Origin of the sequence: Xanthomonas sp., assembly GCF_017163755.1 — a bacterium.
GTDB lineage: Bacteria > Pseudomonadota > Gammaproteobacteria > Xanthomonadales > Xanthomonadaceae > Xanthomonas_A.
Window position 1 is genome coordinate 24126 of record NZ_JAFIWC010000026.1, and the last position, 21248, is coordinate 45373.

At 71.0% G+C, this 21248-nt stretch carries 20 protein-coding genes; 9 read left to right on the forward strand and 11 right to left on the reverse strand.

The window, feature by feature from the left end:
* The first annotated feature begins 207 nt into the window (after positions 1-207).
* A complete protein-coding gene (locus JR065_RS16730; protein WP_206235440.1) occupies positions 208-1425 on the forward strand; it encodes an MFS transporter in 1218 nt (405 codons plus the stop codon).
* A gap of 3 nt (positions 1426-1428) precedes the next feature.
* On the opposite strand, the gene JR065_RS16735 is transcribed toward JR065_RS16730, so the two are convergent.
* Positions 1429-2508: a tetratricopeptide repeat protein gene (locus JR065_RS16735; protein ID WP_206235441.1), complete on the reverse strand. Its 1080-nt coding sequence runs from the start codon at positions 2506-2508 to the stop codon at positions 1429-1431.
* A 569-nt stretch (positions 2509-3077) separates the two neighbouring features.
* Between JR065_RS16735 and JR065_RS16740 the strand changes: the two genes are divergently transcribed.
* The 5 genes from JR065_RS16740 (at position 3078) to JR065_RS16760 (ending at position 6816) form a co-directional block, all read left to right on the forward strand.
* Positions 3078-3533 (forward strand): PA2169 family four-helix-bundle protein, encoded by a 456-nt coding sequence (locus tag JR065_RS16740; RefSeq protein ID WP_206235442.1) that lies wholly within the window; start codon positions 3078-3080, stop codon positions 3531-3533.
* 213 nt (positions 3534-3746) lie between these two features.
* The gene (gene thpR / locus JR065_RS16745) at positions 3747-4370 is read left to right on the forward strand and encodes an RNA 2',3'-cyclic phosphodiesterase (protein WP_206235443.1); all 624 of its coding nucleotides are present in this window, start codon (positions 3747-3749) and stop codon (positions 4368-4370) included.
* Positions 4367-4975: an HD domain-containing protein gene (locus JR065_RS16750; RefSeq protein WP_206235444.1), complete on the forward strand. Its 609-nt coding sequence runs from the start codon at positions 4367-4369 to the stop codon at positions 4973-4975. The genes thpR and JR065_RS16750 overlap by 4 nt, the downstream gene beginning before the upstream one ends.
* A gap of 70 nt (positions 4976-5045) precedes the next feature.
* Positions 5046-5234: an oxidoreductase-like domain-containing protein gene (locus tag JR065_RS16755; protein WP_206235445.1), complete on the forward strand. Its 189-nt coding sequence runs from the start codon at positions 5046-5048 to the stop codon at positions 5232-5234.
* Positions 5235-5364: 130 nt separating this feature from the next.
* The gene (locus tag JR065_RS16760; RefSeq protein ID WP_206235446.1) at positions 5365-6816 is read left to right on the forward strand and encodes a virulence factor family protein; all 1452 of its coding nucleotides are present in this window, start codon (positions 5365-5367) and stop codon (positions 6814-6816) included.
* A gap of 111 nt (positions 6817-6927) precedes the next feature.
* Here JR065_RS16760 and mprF read toward each other — a convergent pair whose 3' ends face one another.
* Entirely contained in the window at positions 6928-9492 is a 2565-nt protein-coding gene (mprF, locus tag JR065_RS16765) for a bifunctional lysylphosphatidylglycerol flippase/synthetase MprF (RefSeq protein ID WP_206235447.1), read from the reverse strand.
* Positions 9493-9743: 251 nt separating this feature from the next.
* Here mprF and JR065_RS16770 point away from each other — a divergent pair, with 251 nt between their 5' ends.
* The gene (locus JR065_RS16770; protein WP_206235448.1) at positions 9744-10454 is read left to right on the forward strand and encodes a DUF998 domain-containing protein; all 711 of its coding nucleotides are present in this window, start codon (positions 9744-9746) and stop codon (positions 10452-10454) included.
* Positions 10451-10795, forward strand: a complete 345-nt coding sequence (locus tag JR065_RS16775; protein WP_206235449.1) for a RidA family protein — start codon at positions 10451-10453, stop codon at positions 10793-10795. The genes JR065_RS16770 and JR065_RS16775 overlap by 4 nt, the downstream gene beginning before the upstream one ends.
* Positions 10796-11044: 249 nt before the next feature.
* Here JR065_RS16775 and rnfB read toward each other — a convergent pair whose 3' ends face one another.
* The 6 genes from rnfB to JR065_RS16805 all read right to left on the reverse strand — a co-directional run bounded on the left by rnfB (position 11045) and on the right by JR065_RS16805 (position 16126).
* Positions 11045-11455 carry an Rnf electron transport complex subunit RnfB gene (gene rnfB, locus JR065_RS16780; RefSeq protein WP_206235450.1) on the reverse strand — a complete coding sequence of 137 codons (411 nt, stop codon included), beginning with the start codon at positions 11453-11455 and terminating at the stop codon, positions 11045-11047.
* A gap of 43 nt (positions 11456-11498) precedes the next feature.
* The gene (locus JR065_RS16785) at positions 11499-12101 is read right to left on the reverse strand and encodes an HAD family hydrolase (protein WP_206235451.1); all 603 of its coding nucleotides are present in this window, start codon (positions 12099-12101) and stop codon (positions 11499-11501) included.
* Between the two features lie 98 nt (positions 12102-12199).
* On the reverse strand, positions 12200-14266 hold the full coding sequence (gene metG / locus JR065_RS16790; RefSeq protein ID WP_206235452.1) for a methionine--tRNA ligase: 2067 nt from the start codon (positions 14264-14266) through the stop codon (positions 12200-12202).
* Positions 14267-14654: 388 nt separating this feature from the next.
* Positions 14655-15101 (reverse strand): DUF2147 domain-containing protein, encoded by a 447-nt coding sequence (locus JR065_RS16795; RefSeq protein WP_206235453.1) that lies wholly within the window; start codon positions 15099-15101, stop codon positions 14655-14657.
* 249 nt (positions 15102-15350) lie between these two features.
* A complete protein-coding gene (locus tag JR065_RS16800; protein ID WP_429001880.1) occupies positions 15351-15758 on the reverse strand; it encodes a VOC family protein in 408 nt (135 codons plus the stop codon).
* A gap of 2 nt (positions 15759-15760) precedes the next feature.
* A complete protein-coding gene (locus tag JR065_RS16805) occupies positions 15761-16126 on the reverse strand; it encodes a VOC family protein (RefSeq protein WP_206235456.1) in 366 nt (121 codons plus the stop codon).
* 161 nt (positions 16127-16287) lie between these two features.
* On the opposite strand from JR065_RS16805, the gene mmuM reads away from it, so the two are divergent.
* On the forward strand, positions 16288-17250 hold the full coding sequence (gene mmuM / locus JR065_RS16810; protein WP_206235457.1) for a homocysteine S-methyltransferase: 963 nt from the start codon (positions 16288-16290) through the stop codon (positions 17248-17250).
* 276 nt (positions 17251-17526) lie between these two features.
* Here the strand turns inward: mmuM and JR065_RS16815 are convergent, their stop codons facing one another.
* The 3 genes from JR065_RS16815 to JR065_RS16825 form a co-directional block, all read right to left on the reverse strand.
* The gene (locus tag JR065_RS16815) at positions 17527-19401 is read right to left on the reverse strand and encodes a DUF885 domain-containing protein (protein WP_206235458.1); all 1875 of its coding nucleotides are present in this window, start codon (positions 19399-19401) and stop codon (positions 17527-17529) included.
* 362 nt (positions 19402-19763) lie between these two features.
* Positions 19764-20537 (reverse strand): queuosine precursor transporter, encoded by a 774-nt coding sequence (locus tag JR065_RS16820; protein WP_206235460.1) that lies wholly within the window; start codon positions 20535-20537, stop codon positions 19764-19766.
* A gap of 4 nt (positions 20538-20541) precedes the next feature.
* On the reverse strand, positions 20542-21219 hold the full coding sequence (locus tag JR065_RS16825) for a DUF502 domain-containing protein (protein ID WP_206235461.1): 678 nt from the start codon (positions 21217-21219) through the stop codon (positions 20542-20544).
* Positions 21220-21248: the final 29 nt, after the last annotated feature.

Here is a 21248-nt window from a genome sequence, read left to right on the forward strand (position 1 = left end):
TACAGCTAAGACGCTTCTCCACCGATTCGCAGATGAACGCAGCAGCGACTGGTCGCGGCAGGCGGTCCGGCAATGTCCGTCGCGTCCGAGGCTCCGCCGTGCCCGTACCGCCCGGAGGGCTGCAACGCGGCGTTGCGCACGCGCGGCTTCACCTTCATGCTGCAATGCACAATAATAGGCGGCCTCCTCACTTCTCCGGGGCCTGCCATGCCTACCGCCACTCCTGCGCCGCCGCTGTCGCGGCGCGGCTATGTGCTGATCCTGTTCGCGCTGGCGATGGGCGGCTTCGCGATCGGCACCAGCGAGTTCTCCACGATGGGGCTGATGCCGTACATCGCCGGCGGGCTGTCGATCAGCGAGCCGCAGGTCGGCCACCTGATCAGCGCCTATGCGCTGGGCGTGGTGGTCGGCGCGCCGCTGCTGGCGATCGTCGGCGCGCGCTGGCCGCGGCGCACGCTGCTGCTGGCGCTGATGGGCTTCTATGCGGTCGGCAACCTGGCCAGCGCGCTGGCGCCGGACTACCACAGCATGCTGATCGTGCGCTTCATCGCCGGCCTGCCGCACGGCGCGTACTTCGGCGTGGCGACGCTGGTCGCCGCGTCGATCAGCCCGCCGCACCAGCGCGGCGCGGCGGTCAGCCGGGTGCTGCTCGGCCTGAACCTGGCGGTGCTGATCGGCAACCCGCTGGCCACCTGGATGGGGCAGGTGGCGCAGTGGCGCTATGCGTACGGCCTGGTCGCGCTGATCGCACTGCTGACCGTGGCGCTGGTGTTCCGGCTGCTGCCGGCCGACCCGCACGAACCGCGGCAGCAGCCGCTGCGCGAGCTGCGCGCGTTCAACCGGCCGCAGGTGTGGCTGGCGCTGGGCATCGGCTCGATCGGCTTTGCCGGCATGTTCTGCGTCTTCAGCTATCTGGCGCCGACCCTGACCCAGGTCACCGGCGTATCCGAATCCTGGATCCCGTTCGCGATGTGCGCGTTCGGCCTTGGCGGCCTGCTCGGCAATCTCGCCGGCGGCTGGCTGTTCGATCGCCTGCAGTTCCGCGCGGTGCCGATCGTGCTGGTGTGGTCGATGCTGGTGCTGCTGGCGTTCCCGCTGGCCGCGCTGTCGCCGTGGACGGTGCTGCCGGCGGTGGTCGCGGTCGGCACCATGGGCGCGCTGGCGCCGGTGCTGCAGACCCGGTTGATGGACGTGGCCAGCGAGGCGCAGACCCTGGCGGCCGCGTCCAACCACGCCGCGTTCAATTTCGCCAACGCGCTGGGGCCGTGGATGGGCGGGCTGGCGATCAGCGCCGGGCTGGGCTGGACCTCCACCGGCTATGTCGGCGCGGCCGCCGCGGTGGGCGGACTGCTGGTGTACCTGTGGGCGCGCCGGGACGCGCGCCGCGCGCAGCGCCTGGCCACCGCCGGTTGCGGATGCGGTTGAGGGTCAGCGAGACGCCTGCGGCCCGGCGTGCGTCAGCCGCCGCAGCGCGGCCAGCTTGGCCTGGTAGCGCGGCTGCGTGCCCTCGTCGCTGAGCGTGAGCGCCTGCTGCAGGGCGAAATCGGCGTGGCGGTAGTCGCCGCTGAGGAAATACGCGCGCGCCAGCGCGAAGTACAGCGGGTGCGCGCCGTTGTACAGGCGTAGCGCGCGCCGGTAGTGGCCGATCGCGGTGGCGTAGTCGCCGCGCCGTTCGGCCTCGTCGCCGAGCAGGTAGTCGCGGAACGGATCGGTCTTCTGCACCCGCTGCAGCCGCGCCAGCATCGCCGCGGTGCGCGGCGCATCGCCCAGGCGCCGGTACAGCGCGATCGCGTTGGACAGCGTGGAGGCATGCGACGGATCGGCGGCCAGCGCCGCCTCGTAGTCCGAGCGCGCCTGGCGCAGGTCGCCGCGGCGCAGCGCCAGCACGCCGCGGTTGTTCCACGCTCCGGCGAAGCCGGGATCCATCCGCAGCGCCAGCGCCAGGTACTGCTGGGCCGCGTCCATGTCGCCGGCGGCCATCAGCTCGGCGCCGCGGTTGTTGTAGTAGTGCGCCAGCGCGCGCCGGTCGGAGATGGCGCGCGGGCCGCGCCGGTCCATCAGGATGCTGCTGTCCAGGTCGATGCTGCCGGTGCGCCCGTCGACGCGGACGCCGACGTTGACGTGGCCGGCGTTGTACAGCGCATCGCCGTCCTGGTACCAGCTCAGCACCCGGCCCACTTCCTGCACGTGCGCCTGCAGTCCGGCGTCGCGGGCGAGGGCGACGAACAGCAGGGTGAAGGACAGGCAGTTGACCCGGCGCGTGGCGTAGCTTTCGGCGACGGTGTGGGTCGCCTTCGGGTCGTACTGCAGGGCCAGGCCGTCGTCGTCGAAGGCCAGGTGCACCAGCGCCTTCAGCCGGCCCTCGCGCGATGCCACCGGCATCACCCGCTGCTGCACCAGCGCGTGCAGCGCCGGCGGCACCTGGGTGATCTGCTCGGGCGTGGGCGGCGCCGGCGGCGGGGCGATGGCCGCCGCGGCATACAGGGCGAACGCGGTCCAAGCGGACATGGCGCACCTCGACGACCCACCATGGGTCTGCCGCCGACTATAGGCGCTTTTCGGGCACGTCGGCTTGTGCCGCTCGTTGGGGCGCGGCGCTGTCCGTTGCCTGCACTGCTGTGCCGGGAGGCGCACGCCACGGTGCCGGTGCGCGCGCTGCGCCGAGGTCTTCGCGGCTCGACGCCGGCCGCGGGCAGGTGCCACCAGGTCGGCCGTCGCCGAACGGGCATGGAGGCGACGCGCATTCATCCACAGCGGGTGTGGACGACGCAGCGGCAAAGCTGTGGATAAGGCTGCGGCAGGCTGGCGCACCAACGCGGCCGAGGCACTGGCGAATATTTCACCGCCTCCAACGTGCGCGACGTCGCGACGATGGCGATGAACGGGTGTTCATGCGCGACAGCGTGACGTGAGGACGATCGCGCGCCGGCTCACATGCACTTTATGCCGGCGCGCCCAGGATTGCCCCGGACGCAACGAGGCAACACCTCATCATCGGCCGAGCGAAGTCTCCGGGAACACGACCCGCACGTGCCCGTTGCGCGATCTCGCCGGCCACCGCAGCAAAGGAGTCTCACATGAGCATTCAGAGCAAGACCGAGCACAGCCTCAACGATCTCATCGCCATCTCCCGCGATGGCAAGCAGTTCTACGAAGAAGCCGCGCAGAAGGTCGGCGACGCCGAGCTGTCGGCGCTGTTCCTGCGCATCGCCGGGGTCAAGTCGGACATCGTCAGCAGCCTCGGCGCGGTGGTGCAGGCGGTCGGCGGCAAGCCGGAGGAGCACGGCACCATGGTGGGCAGCATGCAGCAGATGTACGGCCGGGTCCGCGCCGCGCTGGGCGACACCAAGTACGGCTTCGTCGCCGAGCTGGAAGAGTCCGAAGACCGCCTGCTGAAGGCGTTCAACGAGACCATCGCCGATGCCGATACGCCGGTCGCGGCGCGCGACGCGGCCACGCGCCTGCTGCCGGAAGTGCGCGCCTGCCACGACGTGATGCGCAACCGCAAGCTGGCGATGAAGAACGCGGCCTGATCGGCCGCCTCGTCCGCGGCTGTCGATTTTCGGATTGTCGCGGCTGAGGCGAGCCACAGGTCTGGCGCGACAGCGCCCAGACCCGTCAGCAAAGCGGCGGTCATGCAAAGGCCGGCGGGATCGTCTCCCGCCGGCCTTTGCGTTCGCACGCGCGGCAGCGCCGAGGCACGCCGCGGCTTGCTACCATCGCATCGTCTTTCCCCATCTGCGCCGATGACGCGCCACGTTCCGATGATCAGCCACTCCACCGCAGGCGATCAGTTTTCGCTGGGCTTGCCCGAGCCGGCGCCGCGCGAAAGCCTGTTCTTCGCGCTGCTGCCCGATGCCGCCGCGGCCGAGCACGCCGCCGCCGTTTGCACGCGCCTGCGCGAGGAACACGGATTGCGCGGCCGGCTGCTGCCGCGCGAGCGGCTGCACGTCACCTTGCATTACCTTGGCGAATACGCCGGCATCCCGCCGGCGCTGCTGGCGCAGGCGCGCGCCGCGGCGCAGGCGCTGCGCGCCGAGCCGTTCGAGTTGCGCTTCGACCAGGTGGGCAGCTTCAGCGGCAATCCGCGCGCGCGGCCGTTGGTGTTGCGCGGCGATGCGCAGTGCCAGCAGGCACTGCACCGGCTGCGCCAGGCCTTGCTGCAGGCCCTGGGCCGCCATGGCGTGGCCGCGCGTGCCGAGGCCGCGTACGTGCCGCACCTGACGCTGGCCTACGACGAACGCCTGCTGCCGTTGCAGGCGGCGCCGGAAGTGGCCTGGACGGTGCGCGAGCTGGTGCTGGTCCGCAGCCTGCAGGGGCAGGGCCGCCATCTGCGCGAAGGCACGTGGCCGCTGCAGGCCGCGCCATGAGCCAAGTCGCCGGCGCGCCGCTCGCACTGCCGGCCGGGCAGCTGGCGCAGCTGCAGGCGGCCTACGCCACGCCGCCGCGCGCCTACCATCACTTCGGCCATGTGCAGGCGGTGCTGGCGCACTACGCCGAGGTCGACGCCGCCCTCGGCTGGCGGCAGCCGCGCGAAACCTATCTGGCGGTGCTGTACCACGACGCGGTGTACCAGCCTGGACGCGGCGACAACGAGGCGCGCTCGGCGCAGCTGGCGCAGGCCGCGATCGCGCAGTGGTGGCCCGATGCCGGCATCGATACGGCGCGGGTGGCGACGCTGATCGAACTGACCGCGCGCCACGGCCAGCTCGGCGTGGACGCGGTGGATGCGCAGGCGGCGCTGTTCCTGGATTGCGACATGGCCATCCTCGGCGCCGAACCGGCCGCGTTCGACGCCTACGACCGCGCCATCGCCGAGGAGTACCGCGGCGTGGTGCCGGCCTGGCTGTACCGGCGCAAGCGCCGCGCGTTCCTGAAGACGGTGCTGGCGCAGCCGCGCATCTTCCTCAGCGACTGGTTCCATGCGCGCTACGATGCCGCGGCGCGCGCCAACCTGCGCCGCGCGATCCAATGATCCCGAACTGGCCGCGTCGGCGGTGCCGGACCGTGCCGGTACCGCCACCGGCGGCATGACCCGACGAACGATGTCCGATCCCGCCTCCCGTCCCGACGATCCGCGCCCGCAGCCGCCGCAGGCGCCTGCGCCCGGGGATTGCTGCAACAGCGGCTGCCCGCTGTGCATCTACGATCTCTACAACGAGGAAGTGGAGCGCTATCGCGCGGCGCTGGAGGCGTGGCGGCTGCGCCATCCGGATGCCGACGGCGCGCGTTGAGCGTCAGCCGCGCCGCACGGCGACGCCGGACATCCGATCCGTGCATCGGCGGTGAACCGCCGCGGCCGCGCCGCTTCGCGCTTTCCCGGTTCGGGCTTATCTTTACACGCCTTTTCAGGATTGCCGGACGATGCGAACGCGTGGACGATGGAGCGGGGGATGTGCCTGCGGATGGCTGCTGCTGCCGGCGCTGGCGCTGGCCGCGCCGGCCGCGAGCGATGCCGGCGCGGCCGAGAAACTCAGCCACGGCCGCTTCGAGCAGGTACCGGTCCTGCTGCCGCAGGGCGACGCCGAGCGGGTGGTGCTGTGGTTCGCCGGCGACAGCGGCGGCGACGCGGCGCGCCGGCGCCAGGTGGAGGCGCTGCGCCGCGACGGCGCGATGGTCGCGCTGATCGACAGCGCGCACCTGCAGCGCGTGCTCGCCGGCATCGACGGCAGCTGCGGTTTCTCCGCCGGCGACGTGGAGAATTTCTCGCGCTACGTGCAGGCCTACTATCACGTGCCGACCTACCACCTGCCGCTGCTTGCCGGCGACGGCGACGGCGCGGCGCTGGCCTATGCGGTGGCCGCGCAGGCGCCCAGGCAGGTGCTCGCCGGGCTGCTGACCGAGGATTTCTGCCCGCAACAGCGGCTCGACGACCAGATCTGCGGCGCCGGCCTGGCGCCTGCGGCGCCGCCGCCGGACGCGGCAGCGCCGCCGCGCGCGGCCGCAGGCCCGGGGCTGGGCGGCGCGTTGCGGCCGGTGCCGCTGCCGATCCCGTGGCTCGCTGCGGCCGCCGCGAACCGGTCCGCGCGCTGCAGCGCGGATGCCGACGCGTTCGTGCGGCAGGTGCCGCAGGCGCGCGGTTTCCGCCGTGGCGCCGCCGGCGACCCGTTGCCGGGCCTGCGCGCGGCGGCGCGGTCGCTGGGGGCGCAGCCCGGGGTCAGCCTGCCGCCGACGCCGGCCGACCTGGCCGGGCTGCCGGTGGTCGAAGTGCCGGCCGCCGCCGGCGCCGATGCCCGTGGGCCGGTGTTCGCGATCTTCGTCTCCGGCGATGGCGGCTGGGCCGGCCTGGACCAGCAGGTGGCCGGCGCGCTGGCCAAGGCCGGGATTCCGGTGGTCGGCGTGGACTCGCTGCGCTACTTCTGGAGCGAACGCACGCCGCAGGGTTTCGCCGCCGACCTGGACCGCATCTATCGCCACTACAGCGGCCTGTGGCGCCGCGGGCGCGTGGTGCTGATCGGCTTTTCGCAGGGCGCCGACGTGCTGCCGGCGGCCTACAACCAGCTGCCGCCGGCGATGCGCGCGCAGGTGCAGATGACCGCGCTGCTGTCGGTGGGCAAGCGCGCCGACTACGAGTTCCATGTCGCCAACTGGATCAGCGCCGACGACGACGGCCTGCCGATCGCGCCGGAAGTGGCGAAGATGCCCGGCGCGCGGACGCTGTGCCTGTACGGCAAGGACGACGACGACGCGCTGTGCCCGCAACTGCCGGCCGGCGCCGCGCAGGTGGTCGAACTGCCGGGCGACCACCACTTCGAGGGCGACTACGGGGAGTTGGCCAGGCAGATATTGCAGCGGATCGGGGCGAAGGGCGATTGAAGGCCGGGACCGGGGACCGGGGACCAGGGACCGGAAGAACCTATGTCGGTAAGGCCCCAAGCTTTTGCAGTTGCTTTCCGGGCCCCGGGTCCCCGGTCCCCGGTCCCGGCTTCACTCCGGCTTCCTGGGATCCAGCGAAATCAACCGGGTCACGTCCAGCAGCGCCGCCGGCAGGTGCATGCCGCCGGGCGCGGCCAGGTAGCGGGTGCGCCAGACCGGGGCGAACTTGGACTTGAACCGGCGCAGGCCGCTGAAGCCGTAGAAGCGCTCGCCGTGGCGCACGATCAGGTTGCCGAAGCGGTTCCAGCGTCCGGCCAGGCGGTGCTGCGCCAGTCCCGACAGCGGCGCCATGCCCAGCGAGAAGCGCTGGTAGCCCTGGTCGCGGCCCCACAGGAACAGTTCGATGAACAGGAAATCCATCGTGCCCTTCGGCGCGTCGGCGGTGTGCCGCATCAGGTCCACCGACAGCTCGCGGCCGGCCGGCGCCTGCCACAGATTGGCGAAGGCCACGATCCTGCCCTCGGCCTCGACCACCGCGATCGGGAAGCGGCGCAGGTAGGCCGGGTCGAAGCTGCCCAGCGAGAAGCCCTTCTCGTCGCCGGATTTTTCTTCCAGCCATTGCTGCGACACGTCGGCCAGCGCCGGCATCAGCGCGTCGATCTGCTCGGTCGGCACGATGCGGAAGCTCAGCCCGCCGCGCTTGCCACGGTTCCAGGCCTGGCGCAGGTCGGCGCGCTCGCGGCCCTCCAGGTGGAAGCCCTCCAGCGACACCAGTGCCTCCTCGCCCAGCTTGACCAGGGTCAGGCCCAGGTCGAGGTAGGTCTGCCAGTACTGTTCGCCGACCTGGTAGAACACCGGGCGCAGGCCCATGCGGTCGGCTTCCTCGCGGAAGCGCCAGATCAGCGCGCGCGCGGTGTCCGGCGCGCCCACCGGATCGCCCATCGCCACCAGCGAGCCGCCGTAGCGCTGCATCATCACGAAGCCGTGCCCGCCGTCGTCGCGCAGCAGCGCCTTGTCCCCGGTCAGCACCAGGCAGGCCTGGGTGTCGGCGGCCGCGGCCAGCACCGGCGCCAGCGCGTCCAGCTCGCCCGCGCTGGCCGGCGCCAGCGGCGAGCGGGTGCTGTGCAGCAACCGCGCCAGCCCGAACACCACCACCGCCACGCTGACCAGCAGCACCGCGCGCAGCGCGCGCGGTGCATTGGCCGAGGTGGCGAACTGCCACCACAGCTCGTTCTGGTACTCGACGTGGCTGTAGACGAAGAACAGCAGCCACACCGTGGCGATCAGCACCAGGCCCAGGTTGCGCAGCCACGGCCACGACCACGCCTCGTCGAGCAGCGCGCCCTGGCGGTAGAACTCGCGGCGCGCGCCCCACAGGCCGGCCGCCACCACCAGCGAGGACAGCGCCACCAGCGCGTGCCCGCCGCGCAGCCACGCCGGCAGCGGCAGCAGCACGCAGATGCCGATCGCCAGCATCCAGGCCGCGTGGCTGCGCCGCTGCAGGCCCTGGCCGATCAGCAGCAGCACCACGCCGCCGAGGCTGGCGAGCAGGTGCGAGGTTTCCACGATCGACAGCGGCGCCATGCCCAGGCGCCGCTTCGGCGTGGGCAGGGTGCCGTCGATCACCAGCGCCGCGCCGACCGCGAACACCGCCACCGCGATGATCTGCGGCAGCCACGGACGCAGCGTGCCCCAGGCCACGCGCACGCCGCCTGCGCCGGCCAGCAGCGGCCGGCGCAGGCCCGATGCCGCGGCCATCAGCGTGGACAGCAGCAGCGGCACCACGTAGTAGGTGACGCGGTAGATCAGCGCCGCCGCCAGCACCGCGGCCGGCGCCACGCCGGGCAGCAGCTTGAGCAGGCTCCACTCGAACACGCCCAGCCCGGCCGGCACCGTCGACACCAGCCCGGCCACCACCGCGACCAGGTACAGGCCGACGAAGCCGACGAACTCGATGCCCGATTCGTTCGGCAGCAGCACGTAGAACGCGGCGCTGGCCAGGCCCAGTTCGATCACGCTGAGCGCGGTCACGCCCAGCGCGGTGCGCCGGTCCGGCAGCCACAGCGCGTGGCCGCGCCAGCGCACGGTGCGTCCTTCGCGACCGGCCAGCGCCAGCATCGCCGCGAAGCCCGCCAGCAGCGCGATGCCCAGGGCCCGCACGCCGGGCGCGGCGAGCGGCAGCGCTAATGCCGCCGACGCCGGTTCCAGCGCCAGCGCCAGCGCCAGCAGCAGCCAGGCGCCGAACACGAAGCCCAGCGTGCTCATCAGCACCACCTGGCCGATCTCGGCCAGGCTCAGCCCGACCCGGCCATAGCCACGCAGGCGCACCGCGCCGCCGGTGAGCGCAGCGAAGCCCAGGGTCTGGCCCACCGCGTGGGCCAGGAACGCGGTGATGCTGATGCGCGCCGGATGCAGCGTGCGCCCGCTGCGGCGCAGGCCGATCGCATCGAAACCGATCAGGCAGGCGTAGCTGCTCAAGCCCAGCAGCAGGGTCAGCGCGATCTGGCCGACACCGAGCTGGTTGAACGCATGCCGGATCGCCGAGTAGCCGTGGGTGCTGAATTCGGTGGCCAGCGCGCGCAGCGCCAGCGCCAGGATCAGCAGGCTGACGAGAACCGGCAGCGCGCGGCGCCAGCCGGGAGCGGACGGGGACGGGGAGGGTGCGGCGTCGGTCATTGCAGGGGAAGCTGGCTGGAGGATCGGAGCGCGCCGACGACGGCGGCTGCGCCGTGCCGGAGGCGCGGTGCGCGCGAGGAGGACGCGGCGGCGCAGCGGCCATCGGCGGGGCGGAACAATAGCCGGGTCATCGGGATGGTCGTCGCCTTGGCTGTACCGGCGTCGCCGGCGAAGCGCATCATAGTGGAATCGGGCGCCGGCGCAGCGTCGGTCGGCGCCGGCCCAACCCCATGGAAGCGGAGGTCCCCCGCATGCTGTCGCCCTCGCTGCGCACCGCTGAAATTTCCGCGCCGCACGCCGCCTTGCGCGCAGCGCGCGCCGCCGGCGCCGCCAGTCTGGCGGCCAGCCTGGCGTTCGCCGGCGTGGCGCTGGCGCTGCACTGGCTGCGCGCCGACCTGGACTGGCAACGCGCCACGCTCAGCCTGTACCTGCACGGTCGCGGCGGACTGTGGCTGCGTTGCGCGTACGTGCTGTTGGCGGCGGGCATCGTCGCGCTCGCGGCGGGGCTGTACGTGCAGGCCGCCGCGGCGGCACGCAGCGCGGCGCCGCCGCTGTTGTTCGTGGCCGCGGCGGCGGGCCTGTGCGTGGTGGCGATCGGCGACAGCTACCTGCCGGCGCACGCGCCGTTGCTGGCGCCGCTGGTGCATGCGCTGTCGGCGCAGACCGCGTTCCTGTGCGTCACCACCGCGATGCTGCTGCAGAGCGCATGGCTGCGCGCGCAGCCGCGTTGGCGCGGCAGCGCGACGGCGGCGATGGCGTTGGCGGCGCTGTCGTTCATCGCACTGTGGGTGCATGTGCTGTGGCGCGCGCCGCCGCGCGGGCTGACCCAGAAAGCGGCGATCGCGCTGATCGTGGCGTGGCTGCTGCTGGTCGCCTACCGGCTGTGGCGCCCGGCGCCTGCACGCGGTGGGCAATCGCGCGACAATGGCGGCGACTTCCCAAACCAGGACACCGCCTCATGATCCAGCGCTTCGATACCGGTCCGCGCATGTCGGAAATGACCGTGCACAACGGCGTGGCCTACCTGGCCGGACAGATCGCCGACGACACCAGTGCCGACATCGCCGGGCAGACCCGCCAGGTGCTCGCCGCGATCGACGAGCTGCTCGGCCGCGCCGCCAGCGACAAGAGCAAGGTGCTGCGCGCGGAGATCTACATGACCGACTTGGCCGAGTTCGCCGAGATGAACAAGGTGTGGGAAGAATGGGTATGCCCGGGCAGCACCCCGGCGCGCGCCACCGTGCAGGCCAAGCTGGCCAATCCGGAGTGGAAGATCGAGATCGTGGTGACTGCGGCGGTGTGAGGAGGAGCCGGGACTCGGGACTCGGGACTCGGGATTTTCGCAAGTTCGCCGCATTTGTGCTTTTCTGTAGGAGGGGCTTCAGCCCCGACGCTCTACCGGTAAGGCGTCGGGGCTGAAGCCCCTCCTACAGAAGTCGTGATGCGAAGTTGCTGAGGACCGTTTTTCTTGCAGCGGGCGGCGCCTTCGCCAGCGGTGCGCCGAACGGATGCGCCCGCTTCGCCTGCCGCCGTATGCGCGCGTAGCCCTCGCTCAGCGCAGTTCGATGCAGTCCACCGGGCAGGCCGGGACGCACAGTTCGCAGCCGGTGCACAGCGGCGCCAGCACCGTGTGCATGTGCTTGGCGCCGCCGACGATGGCGTCCACCGGGCAGGCCTGGATGCACTTGGTGCAGCCGATGCAGTCCGCTTCGATCACCCACGCCACCTGCGCCGGCTTGTGCGTGCCGCGGCTGCGGTCGTAGGGCAGCGGCGCGGTGCCGAGCACGCGCGCCAGCGCGCGCGCGCCGGCGTCGCCGCCGGGCGGGCAGCGGTCCACCTGCGCCGCGCCGCGCGCCATCGCCTCGGCGTAGGGACGGCAGCCGTCGAAGCCGCACTGGCCGCATTGGGTCTGCGGCAACAGGCGATCCAGGCGTTCGAGCAGGGGGTGTTGGACGGAAGTCATGATCGATTCGGCGCACCCGGTGCGGCGCGCTGCAGGACGAGGGTCAGGCGATGCGGCGCCCGGCGTACCAGCGCTCGTGGGCCAGCGCCAGCATCGGCCGGTCCTCGCGGCTGTCGCCGTAGGCGTAGACGCGCGGGCAGGCGGCCACATCGTAGCGCGCGCGGACCAGCCGCGCCTTGTGCGGGCCGCAGTCGCCATCGGCGTAGCGTCCGGTCAGAACGCCGTCGCGGGCCTCCAGGCGGTTGCAGATCAGCGCCAGCCCGTGCTGCTCGCACCAGGGCCGCAGGTACAGGTCCAGCGATCCGGACACCAGCACCACGCGATGGCCCTGCGCCTGGTGCCAGGCGATGCGCTGCATCATCTCCGGCCGCAGCAGCCCCGGCAGCGCCTGGCGCGCGTAGGCCTCGGCCTGCGCGGCGATCTCGTCGGCCGCGCGCCCGGCGAACACCATGCGCGTGGCCCGCCGCCGGATCGCCTGCGCCGACACCAGGCCCAGCCGATAGCCGGCCAGCCACGGCCCCACCGACCACTTCGCGCGCGCCAACTGCTGCGGCGTGGCGACGCGGCGCAGGAAGCCCGAATAGCTGTCGCCGGTGGTGACGGTGTGGTCGAAGTCGAACAGGGCCAGGGAGCCGGGATTGGACATTCGGGATTCGGGATCGGCAAGGACGGGGCATGGAGCGCATCGGTAACGGGGATCGCTTCAACGAATCCCCAATCCCGCTTCTTCCCCAATGCCGGCCCTCAACGCACCGGCATCCCCGGCTGCGCGCCGCTGTCGGCATCCAGCAGCGCCAGCGCGCCGCCATCGAAGCCGGCCGACAGGATCATGCCTTCGCTGATGCCGAAGCGCATCTTGCGCGGCGCCAGGTTGGCGATGAACACCACGTTGCGGCCGACCAGCGTCTCCGGCTCGCCGTAGCTGGCGCGGATGCCGGAGAAGATCTGCCGCTTGCCCAGCTCGCCGGCGTCCAGCTCGAAGCGCAGCAGCTTGTCCGAGCCTTCGACGAACGCGCAGGCCAGCACCTTGCCGATGCGCAGGTCCAGCTTGGCGAAGTCGTCGATGCCGACGAAGGCGGGACTCGGGACCCGGGACTCGGGACTCGTAACGGCGGCGGCTGCGGGTTTCGCTGCCGGGGCCTGAACGGCGGGCGCGGCGGCGAGGGTGTCCTTGGAGGCTTCGGTCATGGCGTCGATCAGCTTGGGGTCGATTCGGGTGAACAGGGGAGCGTAGGGCTGGATGACGTGCGCCAGCAGCGGCGCGTCCAGGTCCTCCCACGCGGTCAGCGGCGCCGACAGGAAGGCCTCGGCCTCGGCGCTGGTGCGCGGCAGCACCGGCTTCAGCGCGCCGGCCAGCACTCGGAACAGGTTGAGCCCCTGCGTGCACACCGCCTGCAGCAGCGCGTCGGCGCCGTCCTGCTTGGCGATCACCCACGGCTTGTGCTCGTCGATGTACTTGTTGGCCTCGTCGGCCAGCGCCATGGTCTGGCGGATCGCGCTGGCCGCGTCGTTGCGCTCGTAGGCTTCGCGGACCGGCGCCAGCGCGGCGACGAAGCGCGCGTACTGCGCCGGGTCCGGCAGCGCGTCGGCCAGGCGGCCGCCGAAGCGCTTGTCGATGAAGCCGGCGCAGCGGCTGGCCAGGTTGACGAACTTGCCGACCAGGTCGGCGTTGACCCGCGCGACGAAGTCGCCAAGGTTCAGGTCCAGGTCGTCGACGCCGCCGGAGGACTTGGCCGCGAAGTAGTAGCGCAGCGCTTCCGGCTCCAGGCCTACGTCCAGGTAGGTACGCGCCATCACGAAGGTGCCGCGCGACTTGGACATCTTGGCGCCATCGACCATCAGGTAGCCGTTGACGTGCAGCCGGGTCGGCGCGCGGTGGCCGGTGCCGTGCAGCACCGCCGGCCAGAACAGGCCGTGGAAGTTGACGATGTCCTTGCCGAGGAAGTGGTGCAGCTCGGTGGCGGTGCCGGCGGCCAAGTGCGACTCGAAGTCCTCGCCGATCTGCGCGCACAGCGCCTTGAAGCTGGACAGATAGCCGATCGGCGCATCCAGCCACACGTAGAAGTACTTGCCCGGCTGGCCCGGGATCTGGAAGCCGAAGTAGGGCGCGTCGCGCGAGATGTCCCACGCGCGCAGGCCGCCTTCGGCGTCCAGCCATTCCTTGAGCTTGGCCTTGACCCCCGGCAGCGCCACGTCGCCGGCTAGCCATTGGCGCAGGAAGTCGTCGAAATGGCTCACCTCGAAGAAGAAGTGCTCCGAGTCGCGCAGTTCCGGCGTGGCGCCGGAGATCACCGACTTGGGCTCCTTCAGCTCGGTCGGCGCGTAGGTGGCGCCGCAGACCTCGCAGTTGTCGCCGTACTGGTCGGCGCTGCCGCAGTTGGGGCAGATGCCCTTGATGTAGCGATCGGGCAGGAACATGCCCTTGGCCGGATCGTAGAACTGCGCCACCGAGCGCCGCGAGATGTGCCCGGCCGCATCGAGCCGTGCGTAGAAGGCCTCGGTGAGTTCACGATTGCCCGGCGAGTTGGTCGAGTCGTAGTGGTCGAAGGTCACCCCGAACGCGGCGAAGTCGCGCTCGTGGCTGGCCTGGACGTTGGCGATGAAGTTCTCCGGGGTGACCCCGGCCTTCTCCGCGGCGAGCATGATCGGCGTGCCGTGGGTGTCGTCGGCGCAGACGAACCAGGTCCTGTCGCCGCGCAGCCGCCGCGCGCGCACCCAGATGTCGGCCTGGATGTAGCCGACCAGATGGCCCAGGTGCAGCGGGCCATTGGCGTAGGGCAGGGCGGTGGTGACGAGAGCGGTGCGGGTCATGGCGAACGGCGATGCAGGGGGATCGCGATTATCGCATTAGTCGTGAAGCCGGGACTCGGGACTCGGGACTCGGGACTCGGGACTCGGGACTCGGGACTCGGGACTCGGGATTTTCGCAAGTTCGCTGCATTTGCGCTTTTCTGTAGGAGGGGCTTCAGCCCCGACGCTCTACCGGTAGGGCGTCGGGGCTGAAGCCCCTCCTACAGAAAAGCGGTTGCGCCGGAGCCGCATAAAAAGGCCGCTTTTTCTGAAAAAAAAGCGGCCCTTTTTGCATCAAATCGCTTGACATCGATTTACCCCGGGACATCATCCTGCCGTCCCGAGTCCCGAGTCCCGAGTCCCGAGTCCCGAGTCCCGAGTCCCGAGTCCCGAGTCCCGAGTCCCGGCCCTACTCCCTCGCCCACGTCTGCGTGCGGCCCAGCGCCTCGATGCCGACGTAGCCGCGCATCTCCAGCTTCTTGCCGCCGTCGATCAGGGTGACCTTGGCCTTGTAGGTCTTGCCCTTGGCCGGGTCGAGCACGCTGCCGCCGGACCACTGCTGGCCGTCCGGCTTCAGCCCCCACAGGATGGTCATGCCCTTGATCGGCTTGTTCTTGAGCGCGCCGCTGCACTTGTCGCACAACGGATTGGGGCCCTTGTCCGATTGCAGGATCTCGACCACCTTGCCGCTCAGGGTGCCGTTGGCGGCCTGCTCGATCTGCACGATCGACTTGGGCTTGCCGGTCTCGTCGTCGATGGTCTGCCAGCGGCCGACCGGCGTGTCGGCCGCCTGGGCGAGGAACGCGGCGGCGGCCAGCGGCAGGGCCAGCATCAGGGCTTTGAAGGTAGTGCGCATGGATTCCCCTCCCAGGGATGTCGAAGGACCACCGGCGCGGTGCCGGCGTGGGGCGACTGTATACCCAAGCGTATGGTGCTGGGAATCGCCGCCGGCGCGCGGTTCAGCCGGCGCCGGCGCGGCAACCCCGAACGGCCGCGCCCGCGCGCGCAGGCCACGCCATCGCTCGGCGCGGCTGCTGCCGGCTTCCTCGCCTTCCGTGTTGCGTGCGGGCGCAGCGCGGGCGACTGCCCGGTGGCGGATGACGCCCTAGAGCACCGTCGGCGACGCCGGCTGCTCGTACAGTTCCAGCGGCAGATCGTCGGGGTCGGCGAAGAAGGTGAAGCGGCGGTCGGTGTATTCGTCCACCCGGATCGGTTCGGTGACCACGCCGTGCGCCTGCAGGTGGGCCACGGCGGCATCCAGGTCGTCCACGCGCATCGCCAGGTGGCGCAGCCCGCAGGCCTCCGGCCGGCTGGGCCGCGGCGGCGGCGCGGGGAACGAGAACAGTTCGATCTGCGTGTCGTCGGGCAGGGCCAGGTCCAGCTTCCACGAGTCGCGCGCCTCGCGGTACGCTTCGGCGACCACGCGCAAGCCGAGGATGCGGCAGTAGAAATCCTTCGACCGCGCGTAATCCGACGCGATGATCGCCACGTGGTGCATGCCGCTCAGGGTCAGGCTCATCGGCACACCGCCTGGCCGAACTGCAGCAAGTGGCCGTCCGCATCGTGGATCGCGAACTCACGCATGCCGTACGCGAAGTCCTCGATGGGGTAGGCGATGCGCGCGCGCTGCCGCAGCCGCTGCCACCAGGCATCTACGTCGTCGGTATGGAAATACAGCGAACCTGGGAAGCCGGAGACCGCACCGGCGCCCGGTGCCTGCCGTGCGGCCAGCATCAAGGCCAACGCGCCGTGCCTCAAGGACGTCCAGCCGGTCTGCGCGCTACCGCCTTCGATGCGGAAGTCCAGCGTGCCGGTGTAGAACGCCAGTGCCGCATCGAGATCGGCGCAGCGCAGCATCGGGGTCAATGCCATCAAGGCCATGCGCCGGTCCGGTACGGAAGGGAGAAGACGAGCCATGTGCAGAGCATAACGCAGCACTTCGCGTCGGGCCCGGCGCGCAGGGGCATATCGGGGGCATGCGCGCCGGATATCCGCCACGCCTGACACAATGTCGCGCACACACCGTCGGCCATGGAGCGAACATGCCGGACAATCCGCTGGCCGCGTTGCTCGCTGGCGAGCGCTGCATCGTGCTCGACGGTGCGCTGGCGACCGAGCTGCAGGCGCGCGGCTGCGATCTGGACGATCCGCTGTGGTCGGCGAAGGTGCTGCTGGAGCGGCCCGAACTGATCGGCCAGGTGCACCTGGACTACTTCCGCGCCGGCGCGCAGTGCGCGATCACCGCCAGCTACCAGGCCACGCCGCCCGGCCTGGCCGCGCGCGGGCTGGATCCGGCGCAGGCGCGGCAGCTGATCGCGCGCAGCGCGCAGCTGGCGCTGGACGCGCGCCGGGAGTATCGCCAGGCGCATCCTCACGCCGGGCCGCTGCTGGTGGCCGGCTCGGTGGGGCCGTATGGCGCCTACCTGGCCGACGGTGCCGAATACCGCGGCGACTATGCGTTGCCGCATGCGCGGATGATGGACTTCCACCGCCCGCGCATCGCCGCGCTGGTGCAGGCCGGCGTCGACCTGCTGGCCTGCGAGACGCTGCCGTCGGCGCCCGAGATACGCGCGTTGCAGGCGCTGCTGGGCGAGTTTCCCGGCGCATCGGCGTGGTTCTCGTTTACCTTGCGCGACGCGGCGCACCTGAGCGACGGCACGCCGTTGCGCGAGGTGGCGGCGCTGCTCGACGGCGACCGGCAGGTGGTGGCGATCGGCGTCAACTGCGTCGCGCCGCCGCTCGCCACGGCGGCGCTGCGGCACCTGTCCACGCTGACCGCCAAGCCGCTGGTGGCGTATCCGAACTCCGGCGAGCGCTTCGACGCGCAGGGCAAGGCCTGGGTCTGCGGCGCCGCTGCGACCGGCACGCTGGCCGAGCATCTCGATGCCTGGCGCGCCTCCGGCGCGCGCCTGATCGGCGGCTGCTGCCGCACCACGCCGGGCGACATCGCGCAGCTGGCGCAGCGGCTGTCGCCGGCGGCGCCGAGCGGACCGCGGCGGGACTGAAGTCCCTGCGATGGAGCCGGTGGCTGCTGGCTGGATGCGCGTGGCGTACAGGAGAGCGTCAAGCCGAGGTTGCAGCAGACAGTCAGCCGCGGCGCTTCATCACGGCCTTTGTCGGGACTGAAGTCCCTCCTACAGGGGCATGGCCGGCTGCCCGGCGATGTGCGGCTGCAGGCGGGCGCCGGCCTCGGCTCCTGCCGCCTCGGCGATGCCTCTGCTGGGTGAATCGCAGCCGCGCACGCGGCCACGCCGCAGCGTGGGGTGGCCGTGCCGGCCCGCTCAGCCCTTCTTGGCCGCCACCCAGCGCTCGATCTTCTCCTGCAGCACGTCCAGCGGCACCGAGCCGTCCTTGAGCACCTCGGCGTGGAATTCGCGGATGTCGAACTTGTCGCCGAGCTGCGCGCGCGCGTAGTCGCGCAGCTGGATGATCTTCATCTCGCCGATCTTGTAGGCCAGCGCCTGGCCGGGAATGGCCATGTAGCGCTCGGCCTCGGCCTCGGCGTCGGTGCGGCTGCTGGCGGAGTTCTGCAGCATGTAGTCGATCACCTGCTCGCGGGTCCAGCCCTTGCTGTGCAGGCCGGTGTCCACCACCAGGCGGATCGCGCGCCACAGCTCGTTCTGCAGGTAGCCGAAGTAGCTGTACGGGTCCTGATACAGGCCCAGGTCCTTGCCCAGCGATTCGGTGTACAGGCCCCAGCCCTCGATGTACGCGGTCTCGCCGCCGAAGCGGCGGAACTTGGGCAGGTTGGTCAGTTCCTGCTGCAGGCCGAGCTGGAAATGATGGCCGGGGATCGCCTCGTGCAGGTACAGGTCCTCCGCGTCCCAGGTCTTGCGGGTCGGCAGGTCGTAGGTGTTGACGTAGAAGATGCCCGGCCGCGAGCCGTCCTCGCTGGGGCGCATGTACGAGCCGCCGGCCGCCGACTGCGCGCGGTACGGCTCCACCGGGCGGATCTCGAACGCCGCCTTCGGTTTGAGCGTGAACATCTTCGGCACCGCCGCGTCGACCTTCGACTCCAGCCCGCGGTAGTAGGCCAGCAGTTCGTCCTCGCTCTTGAAGGTGAAGCGCTTGTCGTTCTGCACGAACTTGAAGAATTTCTGCATCGAGCCGCGGAACTTCACCTGCTTCATCACCGCCTGGATCTGGCCGTGGATGCGCGCCACCTCATCCAGGCCGATCTGGTGGATCTGCGCCGGGGTCAGCTCGGTGGTGGTGCTCTGGCGCACGTTGTACGCGTACCACGCCTCGCCGCCGGGCAGCGCGCCGATGCCGGCGGTGCTGCGCGTGGCCGGCAGGTATTCGGTGGCGATGAAGCCGCGCAGGCGCCGGTACGCCGGCAGGATCCGGTACTCGATCATGCGCTTGTATTCGGCGGTGATGCGCTGCTTCTCGGCCTCGGGCATGTCCGCCGGCAGGTTGCGGATCGGGCCCCAGAACAGGCTCTCCTCCGCGCTGGGCTTGATGATCGCGTCCAGCTGCGGCAACACCTTCTCCATCAGCGCGCGCGGCTGCACTACGCCGGCCTTCATGCCCTCGCGCATGTTGGCGATGGCCTGGTCGAACAGGTCCGGGATGCCGAGCGAGCGGCGCGACCAGTTGTCGTAGTCCTTGACCGTGCGGAACGGCTGCGCGCCGGTGCCCGAGCCGAGCATCACCATGATGCTGCCGACGTTGTAGAACTGGTTCACCGGCTGCATCCAGCTCGGGTACTGCTCCGCTTCCAGCGCGCTGCGCGCGTCGCGCACGAAGATCTCGTAGCTCAGCAGGTCCTGCCCGCTGAGCCCGTCCTTGCCGATCGCCTCGGCCTTGCCCAGCCATTGCACGGTGAAATCGTGCGACTGCTGGCGGAACGCGGCCGACAGGAAGTTGGGCAGCTGGTCGTTGTAGCGGCTGTCGCCCTGGAAGGTGGCCTGCAGCGGGTTCAGCCGCAGCGAGGCGTCCCAGTACTCGTCGTAGAGGCGGTTCAACTGCGCCGCCTTGTCCTGCTTCACCGGCGCGGCCACCGCGCGCGGCTTGGGCTTGCTCTTGGCGCCGGTCTGCGTCGCGACCGGGCGCTTGGCCTTCTTCTTGGCCGCATCGGCCGGCGGCGGCACGGACAGCAACAGCGCCGAGGCGATGGCGAGCGACAACAGGCGGGACAAAGGACGGGACAGCATCGGCGACTCCAGCACACGTAGACCGGGGAGCTTGCCCGATCCGCCGGCATCCGGCCACCCATGGCGGCGCCGGAGCGAGCGCAATGTTTATGCAGGCGCTAGGGCCTGTTGACGCGATCGGGACAGGCCACGCCGTGCTTGGGCGCGTGCGGGGCAAGGAAGAGGGAGGGAACTTATGCCGATAAGCGACCGAGCGATGACGCCGCCCCGTGCGCGCCCAAGCGCGGCCCTGCGGGTTGCCATGTCCGGCACCCAGGCGGCCGCGCGCGGCTTGGACAGGCGCCAGCCTGCCGCGGCGCCACGCACGGCCGCCTGGACGCCGGACATGACAGCGTGGCCTGTCCCGATCGCATTAACAGGCCCTAGTCGGCCGCCGCTTCCTCGCGCAGCCGCTGCGCGCGCTGCGCGCCCAGGTAGCCGGCGATCCAGCGGCGCATCAGGTACAGCAGCGGGATCAGCAGCACCGCCAGCAGCATCTTGCATACGTAGTTGAGCGTGCTCACCGCCAGGAACAGCGGGATCGACCAGTGCTGCGGCCCGAGCACGAAGGCGATGTAGATCACCACGAAGCTGTCCACCAGCTGCGACACCGCGGTGGAACCGGTGGCGCGCAGCCACACGTGCTTCTCGCCGGTAGCGTTGCGGATGCGGTGGAATACGGTCACGTCGATCAGCTGCCCGACCAGGAACGCCACCAGCGACCCGGCGATGGTCCACAGCCCCTGGCCGAACACCGCGGCGAACGCGGCCTGGTAGTCGGGCACGCCCTGCGCCTGCGCCGCGCCCACCCAGAAACCCGCCGGCGCCAGCGCGATCGCGGCGAAGGCGAAGGCGAAGCCGTAGCCGATCAGCGCCACCGCCAGCCAGGAGATGAAGCGCACGCCGCGTCGGCCGAAGAATTCGTTGATGGTGTCGGTGAGGATGAACACCAGCGGCCACAGCAGGGTGCCGGCGGTGAAGTTCAGCGAGCCGGTCTGGCCGAACAGGTTCCAGTTCAGCGGCGCGATGCCGAGCGTGTCCTCCAGCGCGAAGATCTTGACCCCGATGAACTCGGCCAGCGCGGCGTTGACGCAGAAGAACGCCGCCAGGGCGATGAACAGGCGAACGGCGCGGTCGTCGAGCGTGCCGTCGCGCATGCCGTCAGCGGTCCATGGTGCGGGTGAACGGCACGCTCTCCGGCGCCACCGCGCCGCCGGAGATGATGAAGCTCATCGCCTGGTCCACGGTCCAGTCGGTCGGGGTCAGCAGCTCCACCGGCACGATCTCCAGGTAGCCGGAGGTGGGGTTGGGCGTGGTGGGCACGTACACCGCGGCCAGTTCGCGGCCGCTGCCCTGTTCCTTGATCACCCGCGTCACCAGGCCCACCGACTTCATGTCGCGATGCGGGAAGTCGATCAGCACCACGCGCTGGGTGCTGCCCGGCTGGGTCTGCAGGATGTCCAGCAGCTTGCGCGCGCTGTCGTAGACCACGCTGGCCAGCGGGATGCGGCGCATGATCGCCTCGAACCAGCGCAGCAGCCGCTGCCCGACCACGCGCCGGCTGAGCACGCCCACCAGCAGGATCACCGCCAGCGTGGCGATCAGCGCGATGGTGTTCTGCACCCACAGCGCCTTGATCCAGCCCAGCGCCTGCGGGAACGAGGCGGCGATGCGCCCGGACAGCGGCACCACCCACGGGCTGCTGATGCCCGACAGCAGCACGAACACGAACTTGACCACGACCCAGGTCAGCCAGATCGGCAGCAGGGTCAGCAGGCCGGTCAGGAACAGGCGCTGCAGGGAGGGGCGGGCATGCGGGGTGGGGGTATCTGGCGACATCCGCGTAGTGTAGTGGAGCCTCGGCCACG